We start from the raw sequence: 20980 nt of genomic DNA on the forward strand, positions 1-20980 counted from the left end.
ATATCCTGTCTTTCCATGCACAAACGCCCACGAGGGCCGAAGAGCGACTTGAACAGCGAACCTCCCACGCAAGCGTCTGCCCGGACGACTTTTACCCTGGAACCCAATGATGCCCGCCATCTGGCCCTGCTCTGCGGCCAGCTGGACAGTCATTTGCGCCAGATCGAAAGCCGTCTCGGCATCAGCATTCACAACCGGGGCAACGAGTTCCTGCTCACGGGTCCGGAGACCGCCGTGGCCCAGGGCCGCGAGCTGTTGCAGCACCTTTACCGCGAGGTCTGCCAGGGCGTGGGCCTGAGCCCGGAGTCCCTGCACCTCCAGCTGCAGCAGACCGGTATGGAAGCTCCCGAGCCGGTGGATGACGGCGCCGTGGAATCCCTGCAGGTCATCCGCACCAAGCGCGCCTCGGTGAAACCCCGCGGCAAGAACCAGCAGGGCTACGTGCGCACCATCAAGCAGTGCGACATCAACTTCGGCATCGGCCCGGCGGGCACCGGCAAGACCTACCTGGCGGTGGCCTGCGCAGTAGAGGCCCTGCTCGAAGAGCGGGTACGGCGCATCCTGCTGGTACGCCCGGCGGTGGAGGCGGGGGAAAAACTCGGCTTCCTGCCGGGTGACCTGACCCAGAAGATCGATCCCTACCTGCGCCCGCTCTACGACGCCCTCTACGAGATGCTCGGCTTCGAGACAGTCAACAAGTTCATTGAGCGCAATGTGGTGGAAGTGGCGCCGCTGGCCTTCATGCGCGGCCGCACCCTGAACAATGCCTTCATCATCCTGGACGAGGCCCAGAACACCACCCGGGAGCAGATGAAGATGTTCCTGACCCGGATCGGCTTCGGCTCCACTGCCGTGATCACGGGCGATGCCACCCAGATCGATTTGCCACGGGGCATTCCCTCGGGCCTGACCCATGCCAGCAAGATCCTGACCGGCGTCGAGGGTATCGGCTTTACCTTCTTCGGCAGTCGAGACGTGGTGCGTCACCCCCTGGTACAGCGCATCGTGGAAGCCTACGACGCCCACGACGACAAGGCCCTGCACCTCGACAAGAGCAAGCCATGAGCCTGCAGATCGACATCCAGCGCGCCTGCAGCGAGCCCGCCCCCGACGAGGATGACATACGCAGCTGGTTGAGCGCGGTACTCGACCGGGAGCGCCCGGGGCAGGACAGCGAGCTGTGCCTGCGCCTGGTCGACGAGACCGAAATGACGGCGCTGAACAGCACCTGGCGCGGCAAGGCCGGGCCCACCAACGTGCTCTCCTTCCCCGCGGACCTGCCCCCCGAGCTGGCGCTGCCACTGCTGGGCGATATTGTCATTTGCAGCCCCGTCGTGGCCCGGGAAGCCGCAGCCCAGGGCAAGCCGGCCCGGGCCCACTGGGCCCACCTGCTGGTGCACGGCTGTCTGCACCTGCTCGGCCACGATCACATTGACCCCGAGGAAGCCCGGGCCATGGAGGCCCTGGAAACCCGACTGCTCGCCACCCTCGGTTTTCCCTGCCCCTATGAAGAGGAGCCCGTAACGCCATGAGCGAAGATCGATCAAGTCACGAGTCAGGAGACCGCTCCTGGCTCGAGAAGATCGCCCTGCTGTTTTCCTCCGAGCCCCACAATCGCCGGGACCTGGAGGACGTGCTGGCCATCGCCGCCGAAAATGAGGTGATCGACCCGGACGCGCGCAGCATCATGGAAGGTGCCATGAAGGTCAGCGACATGCAGGTGCGGGACATCATGATCCCCCGCGCCCAGATGGTGGTGATCAAGGCGGGCGCCACGCTGGAGGAAATGCTCCCGCAGATCATCCGTTCCGCCCACTCGCGCTACCCGGTGGTGGGGGAGAGCCCCGATGACGTCCAGGGCATCCTGCTGGTCAAGGACATGCTGCCGGAGATCCTCAGCCAGGACCACTCGGAGTTCCGCATTCAGAACCTCCTGCGCCCGGCCGTCGTGGTACCGGAAAGCAAGCGGCTCAACGTATTGCTGCGGGAATTCCGCGAGAACCGCAACCACATGGCCATCGTGATTGACGAGTACGGTGGTGTCGCCGGCCTGGTGACCATCGAGGATGTCCTAGAGGAAATCGTCGGCGACATCGAGGATGAAACCGATGTCGAAGAGGACCAGTTCATCCGCAAGATCGGCGACGGCGACTACTTCGTGAAGGCACTCACGCCGATCGAGGACTTCAACGACTACTTCCACACCCGCTTCAGTGACGAGGAGTTCGACACCATCGGCGGGCTGGTCATCCAGGCCTTCGGCCACATGCCGGCGCGCAACGAGGTGACCTGGATCGACGACTGTGAGTTCAAGGTGATCAACGCCGACCAGCGCAAAATCCACAGCCTGCGCATGCGTCCCGCGGCGCGCTGACTATGGACGAGGCGCGCCTGCACCCGGCCTGGGTCGTCCTGCTGGCACCCCTCGCGGGCGCCCTGGTCACCCTGTCTCTGGCGCCCTTCGGATTCTGGCCGGCGGGCATTCTCAGCTGCGCTCTCTACGCCTGGCTGCTGTCCCGCTGCACACCCCGCCAGGCCCTGTGGCGGGGCTGGCTCTACGGCCTGGGCCTGTTCGGCTCGGGCGTGTCCTGGGTCTACGTCAGCATCCACGTCTACGGCTATGCCAGTGTCGCGCTGGCGGCCCTGCTCACGGTCCTCTTCTGCGCGGGACTGGCCCTGCTGCAGGCCCTGTTCGCCGGCGTCTATGTACGCTGGGTGCGCGCCCTGCCGGGGGGTATGCTGGTGGGCTTCCCGGCCCTGTGGGTGCTGTTTGAATGGCTGCGCAGCTGGCTGTTTACCGGCTTCCCCTGGTTGTTCCTCGGCTATGCTCACCTGGACAACTGGCTGGCCGGCTGGGCGCCCATCCTCGGGGTCTATGCGCTCTCTTTTGCCACCGTGCTCACCGGCAGCTGTTTGTTTCTCGCCTGGCGCAGCCGCCAGGCAGCCGCCCTGGCCACTTATGCCGTGATCCTGGTCACCCTCTGGGGCGGCGGCGCCATCCTGCGCCCCATCGAATGGGTGGTGCCCGGCGCCGCGGAGCCCCTCTCGGTCGCCCTCTACCAGCCGGATATTCCCCAGGAGCGCAAGTGGTCGCCGGGCGAGTTTCCGCGCATCGTGGAGCAGTTCGAGCGCGCCCTGCCGCGACAGTACGGCCACGACATCATCCTGTGGCCGGAATCCGCCCTGCCGCGCTTCTATCACCAGGTCCGCGACATCCTCGACCCGATCGACAGCCACGCGCGCCTGCTGGACGAGACCCTGATTACCGGCATTCCCTGGCGCGAAGCGGGCAGCGACCAGTACTACAACAGCATCGTGGCCCTGGGTGCCGGTGAAGGCCTGTACCACAAACAGCGCCTGGTGCCCTTTGGCGAATACGTTCCCCTGGAGAGCTGGCTGCGGGGCCTGATCGCTTTCTTTGACCTGCCCATGTCCGGATTCAGCGCCGGGCCACCGGGACAGGACCTGCTGGTGGCGAACGGTTACCGCCTGGCACCCTTTATCTGCTACGAAATCGTCTACCCCGACCTGGTGGCGGAGGGCGCGCGCCGGGCCGACCTGCTGGTGACCATCAGCAATGACAGCTGGTTCGGCGCCTCCATCGGCCCGCTGCAGCACCTGGAGATGGCGCGCATGCGGGCCCTGGAAACCGGCCGCTATCTGCTGCGGGGCACCAACAACGGCGTCTCTGCCATTATCGATCACCGCGGCCGTATCCTGGCGCAGAGCCCGCAGTTCGAGGAAGTCGTGCTCACCGGCGAGGCCCAGGTGATGCTGGGCAGCACCCCCTTCGCCAGCTTCGGCTCGCGTCCGGTGCTCTCCGCCTGTCTGCTGGTATTGCTGCTGATGCTGGTGCTCTATCACACGCTCTGGCGGGAGAACGACTGACGGTGTGGTAGAATGCGCGGTTTTCCCGACCCGCTCCGACGCGGCCACAGCCGGCCCCGGAGCCCCTGACTGGCGCGAGCATTCATGGAACAGCACTACCAACCCCAGGATCTGGAGCAGGCCGTCCAGGCCCACTGGCAGACGCAGCGCACTTTCTGTGTGCAGCAGGACGACCAGCGCGAGAAGTTCTACTGCCTGGCCATGTTCCCCTACCCCAGCGGCAAGCTGCACATGGGGCATGTCCGCAACTACACCATCGCCGACGTCATCGCCCGCTTCCAGCGCATGCAGGGCAGGAATGTGCTGCAGCCGATGGGCTGGGATGCGTTCGGTCTGCCGGCGGAAAATGCCGCCATCAAGAACAACGTCCCCCCCGCCCGCTGGACCCGGGAAAACATTGCCTACATGCGCGCCCAGCTGCAGCGCCTGGGCTTTGCCTATGACTGGGAACGGGAAATCGCCACCTGCGAGCCCGAGTACTACCGCTGGGAGCAGTGGTTCTTCACCCGCCTCTTCGAGCGCGGCCTGGCCTACAAAAAACAGGCCGAAGTAAACTGGTGTGAAAACGATCAGACCGTACTGGCCAACGAGCAAGTGGTGGACGGCAAGTGCTGGCGCTGTGACAACCCGGTGGAGCGCCGCGAGATCGACCAGTGGTTCATCCGCATCACCGATTACGCCCAGCAACTGCTGGACGACCTCGACCAGCTGGAGCACTGGCCCGAGCAGGTGCGCACCATGCAGCGCAACTGGATTGGCCGCTCCGAGGGCGTCGAGCTGGATTTCGGGCTGCCGGATAACGGGGCCCTGCGGGTCTACACCACCCGCCCGGATACCCTGATGGGGGTGACCTACCTCGCCGTGGCGCCTCAGCATCCGCTGGCCCGCGCCGCCGCCGAGGGCAACCCCGAGCTGGCCGCCTTCATCGAGGAGCAGAGCCATATCAAGGTGGCCGAGGCGGACCTCGCCACCATGGAGAAGCGAGGCATGGCCACCGGTCGTACCGCGCGCCACCCGATCACCGGCGAGGAACTGCCGGTCTGGGTCGCCAACTTCGTACTGATGAGCTACGGCTCCGGCGCCGTCATGTCGGTGCCCGGCCACGACCAGCGCGACTGGGAGTTCGCCACCCGCTACGGCCTGCCGATTCAGCAGGTGGTGCGCCCCGCAGACGATCAGCCCTGTGACCTCGACCAGGCCGCCTTCACCGACAAGGGCATCCTGGTCAACTCCGGCGAATTCGACGGCCTGGACTTCGCCGCGGCCTTTGACGCCATCGCCGACCGCCTGGAAGCCGAGGGCAAGGGCACGCGCAAGGTCAACTTCCGCCTGCGCGACTGGGGGGTTTCCCGCCAGCGCTACTGGGGCGCCCCCATCCCGATCATCAACTGCGACAGCTGCGGCGCGGTCCCGGTGCCGGCGGAAGACTTGCCCGTGGTGCTGCCCACCGACGTCGCCTTCGAGGGCGTCGGCTCGCCGATCAAGAAGATGCCCGAGTTCTATCGCACCACCTGCCCGAAATGCGGCGGCGAAGCGGAGCGGGAAACCGACACCTTCGACACCTTCATGGAGTCCTCCTGGTACTACGCCCGCTATGCCTGCCCCGGCAACGACCGGGCCATGCTGGACGATGAAGCCAAGTACTGGACCCCGGTGGACCAGTATGTCGGCGGCATTGAACACGCCATCCTGCACCTGCTCTACGCGCGTTTCTTCCACAAGCTGCTGCGGGACGAGGGCCTGGTGGACTCCGACGAGCCCTTCGTGCGCCTGCTGACCCAGGGCATGGTGCTGAAGGACGGCGCCAAGATGTCCAAATCCAAGGGCAACACCGTGGATCCGCAGGCCCTGATCGACCGCTACGGCGCCGACACCGTGCGCCTGTTCAGCATGTTCGCGGCGCCGCCCGAGCAGTCCCTGGAGTGGTCCGACTCCGGCGTCGAGGGCGCCAACCGCTTCCTCAAGCGGCTGTGGAAACTGATCGCCGGCCACGTGGCCGCCGGCCCCGCACCCGAGCTGGCGCTGGATGCCCTAGATGACGCCCAGCGCAACGCCCGGCGCAAGACCCATGAAACCATCGCCAAGGTCGGCGACGACTACGGCCGGCGCCAGACCTTCAACACCGCGATCGCGGCGGTGATGGAACTCTGCAACGAACTGGGCCGGCTGGACGACAGCCCCGCCTCCCGGGCCGTGCTGGACGAGGGCCTGCGCGCAGTGGTACTGATGCTGTGCCCGGTGGTACCCCATGTCTGCCACCAGTTGTGGCAGGCCCTGGGGGGCAGTGGCGAGGTGGTCAACGCGCCCTGGCCCGCCGTCGACGAGACGGCTCTGACCCGGGACAGCATCGACATGGCGGTGCAGGTGAACGGCAAACTGCGCGCCACCATGTCGGTGCCCGCCGATGCCGACCGCGAGGCCATCGAGGCCGCGGCCCTGGCCCAGGAGAATGCCCAGCGCTTCCTGGAAGGCGTCACGGTGCGCAAGGTGATTGTGGTGCCCGGCAAACTGGTTAACATAGTGGCCAAGTGATGGCCCCGGAGAAGCCCATGCTGCGCACTGCCCTCGTTCTTCTGCTCGCCGGCCTGCTGGCGGGCTGCGGTTTCCAGCTGCGCGGTGACAGCAGCGCCACCGCCCTGCCGGAGAGCTGGCGGCAGATGGCGCTGGAGACCGGCAACCCGAACAGCGAGTTCAGCCGCGAACTGCAGGCGCGCTTCTCCGCCAACGGGGTCGAGTGGGTGGAGCGCGGCGATGCCGCCTATATCCTGGAGCTCTCCCCCGAGCGCTTCCAGCAGCGCAACCTGTCCCTCAACAACCAGGCCCGGGCCGCCGAATTCGAACTCACCATGCGCGCCAATTTCAGTGTGCGCGACCGGCAGGGGGAGATCGCCATGCCGTCCACCGAGGCCGTGGTGGTGAAGCAAATGGAAAATGACCCCCGCAACGTGGTCGGCAAGGCCGAGGAAATCCGCATTCTGCAATCCGAGATGCGCGGTGAACTGGCCCGACAGATCCTCCGCCGTATCGGCTTCCACGCCGCCGCCCGCTGATGCAGGTCAAGCCGGAGCAACTGCGCGGCCACCTGGAGAAACAGTGCCTCCCTGCCTACCTCCTGCACGGTGACGAACCGCTGCTGCTGCAGGAATGCGCCGACCTGGTTCGCCAGGCGGCCCGCCGCGAAGGCTGCAGCGAACGCGAACTGCTGGAAGTGGACGACGACCGCTTCGACTGGGGCCAGCTGCGCGACAGTGCCGCCGAGATGTCACTCTTCGGCGACCGCAAGCTGATCGAAATCCGCCTGCCCTCGGGCAAGCCCGGTGCCGCCGGCAGCAAGGCGCTGTGCGAGTACCTGGAGCGCGGCAGCGACGACATCCTGCTGTTGCTCTGCGGCAAGGTGGACCAGCAGTCCCAGAACAGCAAGTGGTTCAAGGCCCTGGACAAGGCCGGCGCCGCGGTCCGGGTCTGGCCGGTGGGTGCCCGGGAAATGCCGCGCTGGTTGCGCCAGCGGCTGCAGGCAGCAGGGCTGGAGATCGACGCCGATGCCCTGGAGCTGCTCGCGGAACGCCTGGAGGGCAACCTCTATGCCGCCGTACAGGAAGTCGAGAAACTGGTGCTGCTGGCCGGGAACGGCCGCGTCAGCCTGGACACGGTGACCGCTTCCGTCCTGGACAATGCCCGCTACAACCTCTTCGCCATGCTGGACACCGCCCTGCGCGGGGAGGCGGAGGCGGCCCTGCGCATGCTGCGCGGTCTCCGCGGCGAAGGCAGCGACAGCATGCCGATCCTCTGGGTACTGGCGCGGGAGCTGCGCACCCTGCACGGTCTCCAGCTCGAGTGCGAGGCCGGGGCACCGGTCAGCCAGGTACTTCAGCGCCACCGGGTATGGAAGAGCCGGCTGGCCGCCACCCAGGCGGCCCTGGAGCGCCACGCCAGTCCCTCGCTGGCGCAGCTGCTGCGCCAGGCCCAGCAGGTGGATGCCTGTATCAAGGGCTTTGCCCCCGGGAAACCCTGGGACCGTCTGGAGGCCCTGCTGCTGGCACTCGCCGGAGTCAAACTGCCAGCCGCTCCGGCCCGTCTGGCCTAAACCTCCACAGCACTTCTGCCGCGCCCATACCGCGGTCGCTCTCCTGCTAAACCCCCGCGGCCCCGCTTGCGACTGCGGACCTGTGCGTTCAGGCGACAGGTCATCCTGCGCCCTTGTTCCCTTCACTTGCAATCCGCCACCCGCCAAACTACTGTATATCTATACAGCAAAAGGGACAAACCGCGGAGGCAAGGCCACCATGGACAGCACCACTTACACCGAGCACCACAAGAGCGGGCATGATGCCGGTCCGCTCGCCCAACAGGCCCTGGCTCAGGTTATTCGCCGCCCGGATACCTGGCGCGGGCGGCCGGGCCGCTTCGAGGGCGGGCGGCAGCCCGCCAACGGCGACTGGCACAGCCGCGGCCTGGCCACCGGTTACGGCAACCTGGACCAGGCCCTGCAGCAAAAAGGCTGGCCCGCCGGCACCACCATCGAGGTGCTCAGCGACGGCTGCGGGCTGGGCAACATGGGGCTGTTCCTGCCGGCCATGACCACCCTCGGCGGGCAGCGCCGCTGGCAGGTCTTCATCGCTCCGCCCTGGGCGCCCTATGCGCCCCTGCTGGCGGCGCGGGGCATCGATACCCGCCAGGTCCTGCTGGTCCACCCGCGCAATCGCGAAGATCTGCTGTGGAGCGTGGAGCAGGCCCTGCGCAGCGGCACCAGCGCCAGTGTGTTTGCCTGGCTGGGCGCCGGGCAGTATCGCTACAGCGAGTTGCGCAAGCTACAGCTTGCCGCCGCCGGCAGCGATACGCTGGCAGTAATGTTTCGCCCCAACAGCGCCGCCGCGGAGTCCAGCCCCGCCGGCCTGCGACTGCAGATGCGCGCCTGGCGTACCGTGCACCTGCTCAAGCAGCGCGGCGGCCGTCAGGGCGAGGACATCTACCTCTCCCCCGCGGATGAGCACCCCGAGCACCCGCAACTGTGGGAGCTGCCGGCCTGGCCGCAAGCGGCGATTAGCAAGGGGGAGCTGGCAGGTAGCGCCTGAGGGTCCCGTCCGGGCTTCACGGAAGTGCAACATGGGTCGTCTAGACTGACCTGCCGTGCTCCGTAGACCTGCGCAAGTATTCCTGTGCACTACCTTCGGAGACGTCACCACGCGACCCGACCCGGAGTCCCATGGCATGCTGATTGCTCCCTGCCAGCACTTTCCATCTATAACAGACTCGACCAGTGACCCCGGGGTCATGTCCGAGGCCCTGGGAGATATTCTCAGACAACGACAAATCAGTACGCTGCTGCAACCCGTGGTCGACCTGAAGCAGCGCAGGATACTGGGCTACGAAGCTCTGAGCCGGGGCCCCTCGGACAGCCACCTGCACAATCCAACCGCCCTGTTCGACACGGCCTTCCGCTCAGGCCAGCTATCGACGCTGGAGCTCCTCTGCCGCGAAACAGCGCTGAAGCACTTCCAGCACCTGGGGCTACCGGGGGCCCTGTTCCTGAACGCAACTCCCATGAGCCTCTTTCAGGCAAGCCACGCGGCGCATCACACCCTGGCGCTGCTCGAAAAGGTTGGCCTGTCACCAGAGCAGGTCGTCATTGAGTTGACAGAGCAGCACCCCCTGGAGGACTTTGCCCTGGTCCGCGAGGCCATTCGTCACTTCCACGAACTGGGCTTTCGCATCGCTCTGGATGATCTCGGCGGCGGCTACGCCGGGCTGCGCATGTGGTCCGAACTACAGCCCGACTACGTCAAGATAGACAAACACTTCGTGCAGAGCATCCACGAGGATCCGGTCAAGCAGGGTTTCGTGCGTTCGATTCTGGACATCGCCCGGGACCTGAACTGCCAGGTTATCGCCGAGGGCATCGAGACCGTGGAAGAGTACCAGTGCATTCGAAGCCTGGGCATCGGTATCGGCCAGGGCTACTACTTTGCACGGCCACATACCCTGCCGCCGGTATCCCTGCCACCCAAGCTGTTTGACCAGAGCACCGGCGGGCAACGGGGAACCCGCCTGGGAGAGAGCGTTAGCTGTCTGATGCGGGAGTCCCCCCAGGTTGCCCCCGAGACACGGGTGGAAACCGTGGTCGAACTTTTCAGCAACAGCCCGGGACTGCTGTCACTGCCGGTTGTGCGCGCGGACGGCGTGACACTCGGCATGGTACGGCGCTATCAGGTGCTGGACGTCTACGCCAGCAACTTCGGGCGTGCACTACACGGCAAAAAGCCGGTGGTGGCACTGATGGAGGCAGAACCCGTCGTGGTGGAGCAGGACATGAGTATGGAACAGGTCAGCCAGCTGGTGACCGACAACATGCAGCTGCGGCTCGACGAGGAGTTCATCATCACCAACCAGGGACGTTTCGCGGGTATCGGCCGCGTAGTGGACCTGCTGCGCAAGATTACCGAATTGCAAGTGCGTAGCGCCCGCTACGCCAACCCCCTGACGCTCCTGCCCGGTAACGTGCCCATCTACGAGCGGTTGGATCAGCTGCTGGAGAACAACGAGTCATTCGCCGTGGCCTACTGTGACCTGGATCACTTCAAACCCTTCAATGACGCCTACGGCTACAGCCAGGGTGATCAGGTCATCCAGAAGCTGGCAGAGCTACTGACGGCGGCGGTTCACCCCGAAGACGACTTCGTCGGTCACGTCGGCGGCGACGATTTTATCCTGATATTTACCAGTCGCAACTGGCGTGAGCGCTGCGAGAGGGTGCTGGAGCAGTTCCACCGGGCGGTGCGTTACTTCTACCGGCCGGACGATCTCGCGCGCGGGGGGATCCAGGGCAAGGACCGCAGCGGCAAGCACATATTTCACCCGCTGCTGAGTCTCTCCATCGGCGTGGTCAGCCCTCACCCCGGCAGCTGCAGCTCGCACCACGACGTCGCCGCCATGGCCAGCGAGGCCAAGGCACAGGCCAAGCAGCAAGACGGCGACGCCTTGTTCATCGACCGGCGCCGGATACCGCCACGCTACCAGGAGATCGCGGCGAGGACACCGTTTCGTAACCGGTAAGCCCGGGCTCAGAATCCCGCTTCCGCCACCAGCCAAAGCTTGCGGGTGTCGCGACTGAAATCATCCGCGCGGTAGTCCGCGTACTTGAGGGTGAGGGTATAGCGCCCGGCGAACTGTCGGCTGGCCTGCAGGTTCCATTCGCGGCCGAATGTTGAGTCCCCGGTATCCGCCTGATAGTGATGCCAGGTGGCCTGCAATGTGACGCCGGCCAATTGCCCACTGACACCGACGAAGCGGTCCTCCAGACCCGCGGCGGGGGTGCTGAGAAACTTGTCGGCCCAACCCTGGAAGGCGTGCAATGTCGCCAAGGGTGTCTGCAGGGCCACGCCCGCGTCGCGGTCCGCGCCGAGCACTTCCCGCGCCACACCCAGTCGCCAGCCCCGCCAGCTCAGACCGGCCCCGAGATGGGAAAACCCGGCACTGTATTTCACCGGATTGTTGCCAGCATCTTCCTGGCGCGCCAATTCCAGCCGGTAATCCAGCACCAGCTCGTCGGCCAGCAGCCCGTCCAGAGCCACGCGCCCCAGCAGATAGCCCCCTAGCGTTCGCGACGACAGCCCGGGTGCCTCGCGGCCGAAATCCAGCTGGTAGGCATACCCGGTCAGGCCGATGGCCTCGCCCGGGCGCCAGGCGATATTCAGCAGGTGGTGATCGCTGTCCAGGCTCGCCGGCGGTGTTCCGCGCTCGGGGCCGAAAATACGCCGGGTATCCTCCACCCAGGTGTAATCGATCTGAAGTTCGGTCAGCGGCTGCAGGGCAAGACGCAGGGCATCGTAGGTCTGCTCGTTCTGCCGCCAACCCACCCCGCCGACAAAGCGCTGATTGTCCAGCAGGATGCGCTGGCGCCCCGCCACGACGGAAACCTGCTCCCCCTGCCAGCCCAGGCTGAAGCGATTCAGATCGGTGCCTGTGGGGTCCACCACCACCGGAAATCCGGTCTTGCCGTTGCGTGTGTCGTTGTAGCGCCCGTCGAAGAGGTAAGCGACGTGATCGACTTCCGCCGCCAGCTCCCAGCCACGCCAAGGGGCACTGTTCCAGCTCAGGCGCCCCCGCAGCGTCGAGGCATTGGCGTCCCTGGCGAAGACGTCATCCGCCACCTGCTCGTGGCGCAGGCGAAACGACAACCCGATCTCCCCCTCTTGCAGGGCCGCCGCCAAACTGTCGACCCCGACGGCCTCCCCGGCCTGCACCGAGGCGCCCCCCAGGATGGCCAGCAATGACCACACACTCTTGTCCCACTTTTTCTTCATCGTCGTCCCCCTGTTTTTCACACCACGCGGCGCATCACCGAAACCGTGATCACCGCATCGATAACAATTTGCGCAACTCCGGCAGGCAGGAGCCGCAGTTGGTTCCCGCCCGGGTCTGCTCGCCAAGTGCCTCGGCAGTCTGCGCGCCATCGTCGATTGCTTGTTGTATGGCCGCCTCGCGGACCTGATGACAGCTGCACACCAGCGCGCTGCAATCGCCGCCGGCGAGGGGACGTCCCCGCGCCAGATTCAGCGCCGGCAACTCGCCGGCCGTCAGGGCATCCAGCAACCAGCTCTCATCCACGCTCGGGCGGCCGGCACCCAGCGCCAGCCAGCAGACCGGCCGCCCCTCGCGATAGCCCACCAGTCGCAGGAACTCGCCGGCACTGTCCTCCAGCTCCGCCCAGTTCTCCACAGCCCCCTGCCAGAGCTGCTTCCAGTCGATCATGCCGGGAGGTAGACGAGCAGCCAGATTGACCAGCTGCCAGCCACCCCGCGGTCGGCGACACCAGTAGTCAACATCCGGCAGTGGCAGCCGTTCCCGGCTCAGCAGGAGGGCCTCCCAGCACGGTGACAGGGCCGTCACTGAAACCGGCGTCTGCTTGAACGCGGGTTGCCCGGAGTACGGATCCACCTGCGCGGCCACCAGGGTGTCGACCGTGGCAGCCGACGCGAAGCCGTCACTCCAGTGAATCGGCATGAAGGCCGTGCCAGGGGTCTGTCCCATTTGCGCTCGGGCCCGCACCCGGCACTGGCCCAGGGCACTGCGCACCTCCACCAGCTCGCCGTCCTCCAGGCCGCACTGCACCAGGTCATCGGGGTGCATCTCCACAAAGGGCTCGGCGATGTGCTGCAGAAGCCGGTCGCTGCGTCCGGTGCGGGTCATGCTATGCCACTGGTCGCGGATGCGACCGGTGTTGAGCATCAGCGGGAATTCACTGTCGACAGCCACCGGCAGCGGCCGCGGCCTGCAGTCGACAAAGCGGGCACGCCCCGAGGGCGTAAAGAAATGACCATCCGCGAACAGGCGCCCGCTTCCCCGCGGCTCGCCCAGCTCATCTCCCGTGTCCCGGTCCAGGGCATCGCCTGCCTTGTCTTCCGAACCAGCGCCCGCGCCAGAATGTCTGCCCACCGGAGTTGCCGGGCAGGGCCATTGCACCGGCCGCAGGGTGTCGTAGGCGGTATCGCTGAGCTCGGCTAGGGCACCGATATCGAAGTCCCGGCGGCCGCCATTCTCGAAGGCCGACAGCGCCGCGTGCTCGCGGAAGATGGCCGCCGGTCCCGGGTAATCGAAGGCACCGCCGTGGCCGAGGCGACTGGCCACCTGGCAGAGCATCCACCAGTCCGGGCGCGCCTCTCCCGGCGGCGGCAGGAACGCCCGCTGGCGCGAGATGCGGCGCTCGGAATTGGTCACCGTGCCATCCTTCTCCCCCCAGGCCGCCGCGGGCAGGCGAATCCGCGCATGGCGCAGGGTATCGGTGTCATCGACACAGTCGGACACCACCAGGGTCTCGCAGCCGGCCAGTGCCTCGCGCACCCGGGCGCTGCGGGGCAGCGATACCGCGGGGTTGGTGGCAATCACCCAAAGAAACTTCACGTCGCCCCGAGCCACGGCCTCGAACAGCTCGACAGCGCGCAGCCCGGGGCGCGCGGGTATCTGCGAGGCGCCCCAGAAGCGCGCCACCTGCTCCCGGTGCTGCGGATTGTCCAACTCCATGTGTGCCGCCAACTGATTGGCCAGGCCACCCACTTCGCGCCCCCCCATGGCGTTGGGCTGCCCGGTAATCGAAAAGGGGCTCGCGCCGGGTCGACCGATGCGGCCGGTAGCCAGGTGGCAGTGGAGAATCGCGCTGCCCTTGTCGACGCCAGTCGTCGACTGGTTGATGCCCTGGGAGAACAGCGTGACCGTGCGCGGTGTCTGCGCAAACCAGCGGTAGAGTCGCTCCAGCTTTTCCGCTGGCAGGCCACAGGCAGCAGCGCTCGCAGCGAGATCCGGGTTGCGCGTAAGACTCGCCGCTGCCTGCGCCTTGAAGCCCTCGGTGTGCCGCCTGACAAAGTCGCGGTCGACCGCCTGCTGCCGCACCAGCCAGGCCAGCAAACCGTCGAAGAGGTAACCGTCGCTGCCCGGCGCCAAAGGCAGGTGCAGGTCCGCCAGCTCGCAGGTGGCTGTCTGCCGCGGGTCGATTACCACCACCCGCAGCCCCGGCCGCCGCGCCTTTTCGGCGGCGATACGTTGGTACAAGACCGGGTGGGCCCAGGCCAGATTGGAGCCGGTAATCACCAGCAGGTCCGCCAGTTCCAGATCGCGATAATTGCCGGGCACCGAGTCGCTGCCGAGTACCCGCTTGTGGGCGGCAACCGCCGAGGACATGCACAGGCGGCTGTTGGTATCGATATTGGCGCTGCCCAGGAAGCCCTTCATCAGCTTGTTGGCAACGTAGTAATCTTCGGTCAGAAGTTGACCCGAAACATAGAACGCCACGGCCTCGGGGCCGTGGCGCGTCAGAGTGCGGCGCAGGGCGCCCGCGACCTGGTCCAAGGCCTGATCCCAGGAGGCACGGCGACCCTCGATTTCCGGGTAGAGCAGGCGCCCCTCGTCACCCAGCGTTTCCCCCAGGGCACTGCCCTTGACGCACAGCCGACCGAGATTGGCGGGATGGTCGGGGTCGCCGCTGACCGCGACCTGGCCGGACTGAGCCTCGCCGACGGTCACCCGGACCCCGCAGCCGACACCGCAGTAGGGGCAGGTGGTACAGACCGCGCCGCTCATGCCGCGTCCAGGCCCAGCAACAAACGGTCGCTGTCTTCAACTGCCTGCGCCGACTGAATGCGATCGAAGTACTGCTGTCCGTCCCGCGTTTCCCCCAGCAGCACGGCGCCCACCAGCCGCCCGGCACGCAGCCACAGCCGGCGGTAGTGCCCCGCCACCGGGTCGCGCCAGGCCAGGCTGCGAATCGCCTCGCCACAGCACGGCTGCCCAGCGGAAAACACCTCGAGGCCGCTGACCTTGAGGCGCGTGGGCGCCGGCTCGCTGCGGTAGCCCGGGACCGCCTCGCCCGCCAGTGTCCGCCCCAGCACCTCTGCCTGGCGATAGACCGGGGCCACCAGCCCAAAAAGCTCCTCGCCAATCTGGCAACATTCCCCCAGGGCGTGGACGCCCGTGGCCGAGGTACGCAACCAGGGGTCGACGCACACTCCCCGATCACAGCGCAGGCCGGCGGCGCGGGCCAGTTCGGTGCGCGGCTCGATCCCCGCGGCCAGCACCACCAGATCGCATTCCAGGCGACGGCCATCCTCCAGGCACACGCCAGAAACCGCGTCCGCTCCCAGCAGCTCGGACAGGCGCGCACCGGTCTGGCAGTCCACCCCTCGCCGCGCCAGCCGCTCCGCCAACAGGCTGCCCGCCTCGGCATCCAGCTGCCGGTTCATCAGCCACGGTCCGCGTTGCAGCACGCTGACCTGCATGCCGCGCGCCTGCAGCGCGCAGGCGGCCTCCAGCCCCAGCAAGCCACCGCCGACCACAATCGCCCGTCCGCCGGCCTCGGCACGCTGCCCCAACCAGCGGGCGTCGGCCAGGGAGCGCAGGGCGATCACGTTGTCCAGCGCGATACCTGGCACCGCGGGGCGCGCCGCGCGGGCACCGGTCGCCAGCACCAGTTGATCCCAGGCCAGTTCCCGCCCGCTGGCCGTGCGCGCACGGCGCTCCCGGGTGCACAGCCAAGTGACCGAGTCGCCGCAATGCAGGGCGATGCCCCGCTCGCGGTACCAGTCGCGGTCATGGGTGATCAGCTCGGCTTCCGCCGCCTCACCGGCCAGCAGGGGCGACAGCAGCACGCGGTTGTAGCCGGGCTCGGCTTCGGCACCCACCACCGTCACCTGAAAGCGCCCGGCGTCACGCCGCAGCAACTCGTCCAGCAGCCGCGTCGCGGCCATCCCGTTGCCCACCACCAGAAGCCGTTGCCGCCGCGACATGTCAGCGCTCCAGGGCCGCCGCCGATTGCGGCTGATCCGCCAGCAGGACGTCTTCGCCGGCGACCTGTACCGGCCAGGTCGGGACACGCACCCCCGGATCCTCCAGGCACTCACCGGTGCGCAGGCAAAAGTGCTGCTTGTAGACTGGCGAGGCCACCACCAGGCGACCGTCCAGGTCACCGACAATGCCCCGGGAAAGCACGTTGGCGCCGCTACAGGGATCGAAATTGCCGATGGCAAACACGCCCTCCGGTGTATGGAACAGGGCCACCTGGTCGCTACCCAGCCGGGCGGCGACGCCACTGCCGGGCACCAGGTCGGACAGCCTGCAGACACCCCGCCAGGCGGGCTCGGTGGACACAACACGGGCAGCTGGACTATTCATCAGAGAGTCTCCTCGAGTACGCGTTGGGGCTCGTGTGCGGTGACCTCGGCCTTTTCCTCGGGACGGGCGGGGCGCTTCTGGCCGCGCTCGCGCACGTAGACGATTTGCTCGTCACCGCGCTCGTCGTTGACGAAGGGCCGGAAGCGTTTCAGCGCCTCCGGATCCTCGATGGTGCGTTTCCATTCGCAGACATAGCTGTCCACCAGGGCCTGCATCTGCGACTCCAGCTCCGCGGCGATGCCCAGGGAATCCTCCAGGATCACCGCCTGCAGGTAGGCCAGGCCACCTTCCAGGTTGTCTCGCCACACGGAGGTGCGCTGCAGGCGATCGGCGGTAGCGATGTAGAACATCAGGAAGCGGTCGATGGTGCGCACCAGCGTGGCGTCGTCCAGGTCGCTGGCGAACAGCTCGGCGTGCCGCGGCCGCATGCCGCCGTTGCCGCAGACATAGAGGTTCCAGCCCTTTTCCGTGGCGATCACGCCGACGTCCTTGCCCTGGGCTTCGGCGCACTCCCGGGTACAGCCGGAAACGGCCATCTTCAGCTTGTGGGGCGAACGGATACCGCGGTAGCGCTCTTCCAGGAAGATCGCCATGCCCACCGAGTCCTGCACGCCATAGCGACACCAGGTGGAGCCGACACAGGACTTCACCGTGCGCAGGGCCTTGCCGTAGGCGTGCCCGGATTCAAAACCTGCATCCACCAGTTCCCGCCAGATCGCCGGGAGCTGCTCCACCCGGGCACCGAAGAGGTCGATGCGCTGGCCGCCGGTAATCTTGGTGTAGAGATCGTAGCGCTGCGCCACCTCCCCCAGGACCAGCAGTTTTTCCGGGGTGATCTCCCCGCCCGGCACACGGGGCACCACGGAGTAGCTGCCGTCCTTCTGCAGGTTGGCGAGGAAGTTGTCGTTGGTGTCCTGCAGGCCGACATGCCGCGGGTCGAGCACGTAGTCGTTCCAGCAGGAAGCCAGGATCGAGGCCACGGCGGGCTTGCAGATCTCGCAGCCGAGGCCGCTGCCGTGGGCCTCCAGCAAGGCGTCGAAGCTGCGCAGCTCGTTTACTCGCACCAGGTGATAGAGCTCCTGGCGGCTGTAGGGGAAGTGCGCACAGAGATGGTTGGTGACCTCCACCCCCTGGCGCTTGAGTTCGGCGTCCAGCACCTGCTTGACCAGGGTGCTGCAGCCGCCGCAGGTGGCGGAGGCGCGGGTTTCCGATTTCAAGGCGCCGATCGTGGTGCAGCCGCCACTCACCGCGGCACACAGGTCACCCTTGCTGACATTGTTGCAGGAGCAGATCTGCGCACTGTCGGGCAGCGCATCCACACCCAGGGCTGGCTTGTCCTCGCCTGCCGGCAGGATCAGGCTCAGGGGCGCCGGCGGCAGGTCGATACCGTTCAGGCAGTATTGCAGCAGGCTGCCGTAGTCGCCGGTATCCCCCACCAGCACCGCGCCCAGGAGACGGCTGCCGTCCTCGCTGATGACCAGCTTCTTGTACACGCCGGCGACGCTGTCCTCGAGGCTGCAGGCGCGCGAGCCCGGCGTGCGCGCGTGGGCGTCGCCGATGGAGCCCACCTCCACCCCCAGCAGCTTGAGCTTGGTGCTCATGTCGGCGCCGCGAAACGCCGCGTCGGCATCACCGCAGAGCCCGGCTGCGAGCTGCCGGGCCATGTCGTAGCCCGGCGCCACCAGGCCGAAGATGCGCTGCTGCCACAGGGCCACCTCGCCGATGGCGTAGATCGCCGGGTCCGAGGTGCGACAGCGGTCGTCGATCACCACACCCCCGCGCTCGCCGAGCAGCAGCCCGCAGTCACGCGCCAGCACATCCCGGGGCCGGATGCCCGCGGAAAACAGCACCAGGTCGGTTTCCAGCTCGCCATCGGCAAATACCATGCGGTGACGGCAGTCCGCACCGTCCTCGATGTGCTGGGTCGCCTTGCCGGTATGCACCTGCACACCCAGCTCCTCGATCTTGCGGCGCAGCAGCGCCCCGCCCGGGCCATCCAGCTGGACGCCCATCAATTGCGGCGCGAACTCCACCACATGGGTTTCCAGGCCCAGGTCCTGCAGCGCCTTGGCCGCCTCGAGCCCGAGCAGGCCACCGCCGACCACCGCGCCAACGCGGCTGGTTTGAGCGGCCGCCTGTATCGCACCGAGGTCCTCCAGGGTGCGGTAGACCAGGCAGGCCTCGCGCTCGCTCCCGGGAATCGGCGGCACGAAGGGGTAGGAACCGGTCGCCAGCACCAGCTCGTCGTAGGCCACCACAGTGCCGCGGCTACCGGTGACTTCCCGGCGCTCGCGGTCGATGCACGTCGCCTCCTCGCCGATCACCAGCTTGATTCCCTGTTCCCGGAACCATGCCATTGAGGTCAGCGCGAGGTCATCCGCCGTGGCACCGCTGAACCAGCTGCTCAGTTGCACCCGGTCATAGGCGGGCACGGGCTCCTCGCAGAAAACCGTTATCTCGTAGGGGTGACCGCGCTCCACCATTTCCTCGAGAAAACGCTGCCCCACCATGCCGTTGCCAATCACTACCAGTCTGGGCTTGTTCATGCTCGCCTCCTTCACAAGTCACTGCCGACGGCGCGGCGTTGGTCTGTCGCGCCCGCGGACGCCCCGGCCTCTGCACGGCCTGACGCCGCCGGCATGGCCTCCACCTTGCGCTGCTTTTCATAGAGAAAACGCAGGACCTCGCGGCGCAGGCGGGTGTAGTGCGTATCGCCCGCCAGTTCCAGGCGGTCCCGCGGACGCGGCAGGTCGATTTCCAGCACTTCGCCGACCGTCGCCGAGGGGCCATTGGTCATCATCACGATGCGGTCCGAAAGCAGTACCGCCTCGTCCACGTCGTGAGTGATCATGATCACGGTGTTATTGAGGTCGCGCTGGATCTCCATCAGCGTGTCCTGGAGGTGGGCGCGGGTCAGGGCATCCAGGGCGCCGAAGGGCTCGTCCATCAGCAGCACACGCGGCTGCATCGCCAGGGCCCGGGCGATCCCCACGCGCTGTTTCATGCCCCCGGAAATCTCGTCCGGTCGCTTGTCGGCGGCATCGCTCATGTGCACCAGCGCCAGGTGGTGGTCGACCCACTCGCGCATCTCGGCGCGGCTCTTGCGGCGCCGGAACACCTGCCGCACCGCGAGTGCCACGTTCTCGCGCACACTGAGCCAGGGCAGCAGGGAATGGTTCTGGAACACGACGGCACGCTCCGGGCCGGGCTCCCGCACCTCGCGCCCGTCGAGAATGATGCCCCCCGCGGAGGCCTGCAGCAGGCCGCCCACCAGGTTGAGTACCGTAGACTTGCCACATCCCGAGTGGCCAATCAGAGAGACAAATTCCCCCTCGCGGATCTTCAGGTTGACGTCGCGCAGGGCCTCGAACTCGCCCCGGGGCGTGGGAAAGCGCATGTCGACCGCGGATATATCCAGCAGGCACTTACTCATCTCAGTCTCCTTGTTGCCAGTCGACCCGGCGCTGCAGCAGCAACATCAACCGGTCGAGCAGAAAGCCGATCAGACCGATGGCGAGGACCGCCACCATGATCCGGCTGAGGGATTGGGAACTGCCGTTCTGGAACTCGTCCCAGACGAACTTGCCGAGCCCGGGGTTCTGCGCCAGCATTTCGGCGGCGATCAGCACCATCCAGGCAATGCCCAGGGACACCCGCAAGCCGGTGAAGATCATGGGGATTGCCGAGGGCAGGACGATCCGCCACACATGGCTGAACCAGCCCAGCCGCAGCACCCGGCTGACGTTGTCCAGGTCCGGACTGACGGCCTTCACACCCACCGCGGTGTTGATCAGGGTCGGCCACAGGGAACACAGCGTGACGGTGATCGCCGACACCACGAAGGCGCGCTCAAACAGCGGGTCATCGCCGGTGTAGACCGCAGAGACCACCAGGGTCACCAGGGGCAGCCAGGCCAGCGGCGAGACCGGGCGAAACAGCTGCACCAGCGGGTTGACCGCGCGATTCACGAAGGGGCTCAGGCCCATGACGATGCCCAGGGGAACCGCGATCACCGAGGCCAGCAGAAAGCCCGCAAGGACGGTGCCCAGACTGGTCAGGATCTGATCCAGGAAGGTCGGTGCGCCGGTGTAGCTGCGCCAGGTCGGCTGCCAGTCCGGCTGGTCCCGCAGGCGCTCGGCGATACGCTGCTCCTGCCGCTGGTAGAAGGCCGCGGCCCGCTCCCGCTCGCGCTGGTGCTCCCGCAACAGATTGGCCGCCTGCTCCGCCACCGCCACGGGGCCGGGAAACGCGCCCAGGGAGGTGTCCACCCGCTGCGCCGCGAATTGCCAGAGCAGCAGGAACAGTGCCAGTCCCAGCAGGGGTGCACCCAGGGTGCGCAGCAGCCACTGCCCGCTCTGTCGCAGCCCTTCGCGATCGCGATCCGGCAGGCGGGCATGCAGCTGACTGACAAGTTGCGAAGTATTCATGAATGCAT

General features: G+C 66.9%; 16 protein-coding genes. 9 read left to right on the forward strand and 7 right to left on the reverse strand.

The window, feature by feature from the left end; translation table 11 throughout:
- The first annotated feature begins 15 nt into the window (after positions 1-15).
- From ACYVGS_RS09300 to ACYVGS_RS09340, 9 genes are all read left to right on the forward strand, one after another.
- On the forward strand, positions 16-1065 hold the full coding sequence (locus ACYVGS_RS09300; protein ID WP_460588406.1) for a PhoH family protein: 1050 nt from the start codon (positions 16-18) through the stop codon (positions 1063-1065).
- On the forward strand, positions 1062-1532 hold the full coding sequence (ybeY, locus tag ACYVGS_RS09305) for an rRNA maturation RNAse YbeY (protein ID WP_460588407.1): 471 nt from the start codon (positions 1062-1064) through the stop codon (positions 1530-1532). The genes ACYVGS_RS09300 and ybeY overlap by 4 nt, the downstream gene beginning before the upstream one ends.
- Entirely contained in the window at positions 1529-2374 is an 846-nt protein-coding gene (locus ACYVGS_RS09310) for an HlyC/CorC family transporter (protein WP_460588408.1), read from the forward strand. The genes ybeY and ACYVGS_RS09310 overlap by 4 nt, the downstream gene beginning before the upstream one ends.
- Before the next feature lie 2 nt (positions 2375-2376).
- Positions 2377-3888, forward strand: coding sequence for an apolipoprotein N-acyltransferase (gene lnt, locus ACYVGS_RS09315; protein ID WP_460588409.1), 1512 nt, complete (start codon positions 2377-2379; stop codon positions 3886-3888).
- An 84-nt stretch (positions 3889-3972) separates the two neighbouring features.
- Positions 3973-6420, forward strand: coding sequence for a leucine--tRNA ligase (gene leuS, locus ACYVGS_RS09320; RefSeq protein ID WP_460588410.1), 2448 nt, complete (start codon positions 3973-3975; stop codon positions 6418-6420).
- Positions 6421-6437: 17 nt separating this feature from the next.
- Complete coding sequence (locus tag ACYVGS_RS09325; protein WP_460588411.1) at positions 6438-6938, forward strand: LPS-assembly lipoprotein LptE; 501 nt, start codon at positions 6438-6440, stop codon at positions 6936-6938.
- A complete protein-coding gene (gene holA, locus ACYVGS_RS09330) occupies positions 6938-7972 on the forward strand; it encodes a DNA polymerase III subunit delta (protein ID WP_460588412.1) in 1035 nt (344 codons plus the stop codon). Before ACYVGS_RS09325 ends, holA begins: the two co-directional genes overlap by 1 nt.
- A gap of 199 nt (positions 7973-8171) precedes the next feature.
- Positions 8172-8960: a translesion DNA synthesis-associated protein ImuA gene (gene imuA, locus ACYVGS_RS09335; RefSeq protein WP_460588413.1), complete on the forward strand. Its 789-nt coding sequence runs from the start codon at positions 8172-8174 to the stop codon at positions 8958-8960.
- Positions 8961-9096: 136 nt separating this feature from the next.
- The gene (locus ACYVGS_RS09340) at positions 9097-10938 is read left to right on the forward strand and encodes a GGDEF domain-containing protein (RefSeq protein ID WP_460588414.1); all 1842 of its coding nucleotides are present in this window, start codon (positions 9097-9099) and stop codon (positions 10936-10938) included.
- Between the two features lie 8 nt (positions 10939-10946).
- Here ACYVGS_RS09340 and ACYVGS_RS09345 read toward each other — a convergent pair whose 3' ends face one another.
- The 7 genes from ACYVGS_RS09345 to ACYVGS_RS09375 are packed head-to-tail and all read right to left on the reverse strand — an operon-like array spanning position 10947 to position 20972.
- Positions 10947-12188, reverse strand: a complete 1242-nt coding sequence (locus ACYVGS_RS09345; protein ID WP_460588415.1) for a hypothetical protein — start codon at positions 12186-12188, stop codon at positions 10947-10949.
- A gap of 49 nt (positions 12189-12237) precedes the next feature.
- Positions 12238-14958, reverse strand: a complete 2721-nt coding sequence (locus ACYVGS_RS09350) for a nitrate reductase (protein ID WP_460588416.1) — start codon at positions 14956-14958, stop codon at positions 12238-12240.
- Positions 14955-16160, reverse strand: a complete 1206-nt coding sequence (locus ACYVGS_RS09355) for an NAD(P)/FAD-dependent oxidoreductase (protein WP_460588417.1) — start codon at positions 16158-16160, stop codon at positions 14955-14957. Before ACYVGS_RS09355 ends, ACYVGS_RS09350 begins: the two co-directional genes overlap by 4 nt.
- Position 16161: 1 nt before the next feature.
- The gene (nirD, locus tag ACYVGS_RS09360; protein WP_460588418.1) at positions 16162-16545 is read right to left on the reverse strand and encodes a nitrite reductase (NAD(P)H) small subunit family protein; all 384 of its coding nucleotides are present in this window, start codon (positions 16543-16545) and stop codon (positions 16162-16164) included.
- Positions 16545-19091, reverse strand: a complete 2547-nt coding sequence (gene nirB / locus ACYVGS_RS09365; protein ID WP_460588419.1) for a nitrite reductase large subunit — start codon at positions 19089-19091, stop codon at positions 16545-16547. The genes nirD and nirB overlap by 1 nt, the downstream gene beginning before the upstream one ends.
- Positions 19092-19102: 11 nt before the next feature.
- Positions 19103-19978 (reverse strand): ABC transporter ATP-binding protein, encoded by an 876-nt coding sequence (locus ACYVGS_RS09370; protein WP_460588420.1) that lies wholly within the window; start codon positions 19976-19978, stop codon positions 19103-19105.
- Position 19979: 1 nt separating this feature from the next.
- Positions 19980-20972 (reverse strand): ABC transporter permease, encoded by a 993-nt coding sequence (locus ACYVGS_RS09375; RefSeq protein WP_460588421.1) that lies wholly within the window; start codon positions 20970-20972, stop codon positions 19980-19982.
- Positions 20973-20980 lie beyond the last annotated feature (8 nt).

The sequence above is a fragment of the Haliea atlantica genome, from assembly GCF_054779855.1.

Coding starts and splice junctions, on each gene's coding strand:
- ACYVGS_RS09300 (WP_460588406.1), top strand. CDS start 16: ATGCACAAACGCCCACGAGGGCCGAAGAGCGACTTGAACAGCGAACCT.
- ACYVGS_RS09370 (WP_460588420.1), bottom strand. CDS start 19,978: ATGAGTAAGTGCCTGCTGGATATATCCGCGGTCGACATGCGCTTTCCC.
- leuS (WP_460588410.1), top strand. CDS start 3,973: ATGGAACAGCACTACCAACCCCAGGATCTGGAGCAGGCCGTCCAGGCC.
- ACYVGS_RS09375 (WP_460588421.1), bottom strand. CDS start 20,972: ATGAATACTTCGCAACTTGTCAGTCAGCTGCATGCCCGCCTGCCGGAT.
- ybeY (WP_460588407.1), top strand. CDS start 1,062: ATGAGCCTGCAGATCGACATCCAGCGCGCCTGCAGCGAGCCCGCCCCC.
- holA (WP_460588412.1), top strand. CDS start 6,938: ATGCAGGTCAAGCCGGAGCAACTGCGCGGCCACCTGGAGAAACAGTGC.
- ACYVGS_RS09345 (WP_460588415.1), bottom strand. CDS start 12,188: ATGAAGAAAAAGTGGGACAAGAGTGTGTGGTCATTGCTGGCCATCCTG.
- ACYVGS_RS09350 (WP_460588416.1), bottom strand. CDS start 14,958: ATGAGCGGCGCGGTCTGTACCACCTGCCCCTACTGCGGTGTCGGCTGC.
- nirD (WP_460588418.1), bottom strand. CDS start 16,545: ATGAATAGTCCAGCTGCCCGTGTTGTGTCCACCGAGCCCGCCTGGCGG.
- nirB (WP_460588419.1), bottom strand. CDS start 19,091: ATGAACAAGCCCAGACTGGTAGTGATTGGCAACGGCATGGTGGGGCAG.
- ACYVGS_RS09310 (WP_460588408.1), top strand. CDS start 1,529: ATGAGCGAAGATCGATCAAGTCACGAGTCAGGAGACCGCTCCTGGCTC.
- imuA (WP_460588413.1), top strand. CDS start 8,172: ATGGACAGCACCACTTACACCGAGCACCACAAGAGCGGGCATGATGCC.
- ACYVGS_RS09340 (WP_460588414.1), top strand. CDS start 9,097: ATGCTGATTGCTCCCTGCCAGCACTTTCCATCTATAACAGACTCGACC.
- ACYVGS_RS09355 (WP_460588417.1), bottom strand. CDS start 16,160: ATGTCGCGGCGGCAACGGCTTCTGGTGGTGGGCAACGGGATGGCCGCG.
- ACYVGS_RS09325 (WP_460588411.1), top strand. CDS start 6,438: ATGCTGCGCACTGCCCTCGTTCTTCTGCTCGCCGGCCTGCTGGCGGGC.
- lnt (WP_460588409.1), top strand. CDS start 2,377: ATGGACGAGGCGCGCCTGCACCCGGCCTGGGTCGTCCTGCTGGCACCC.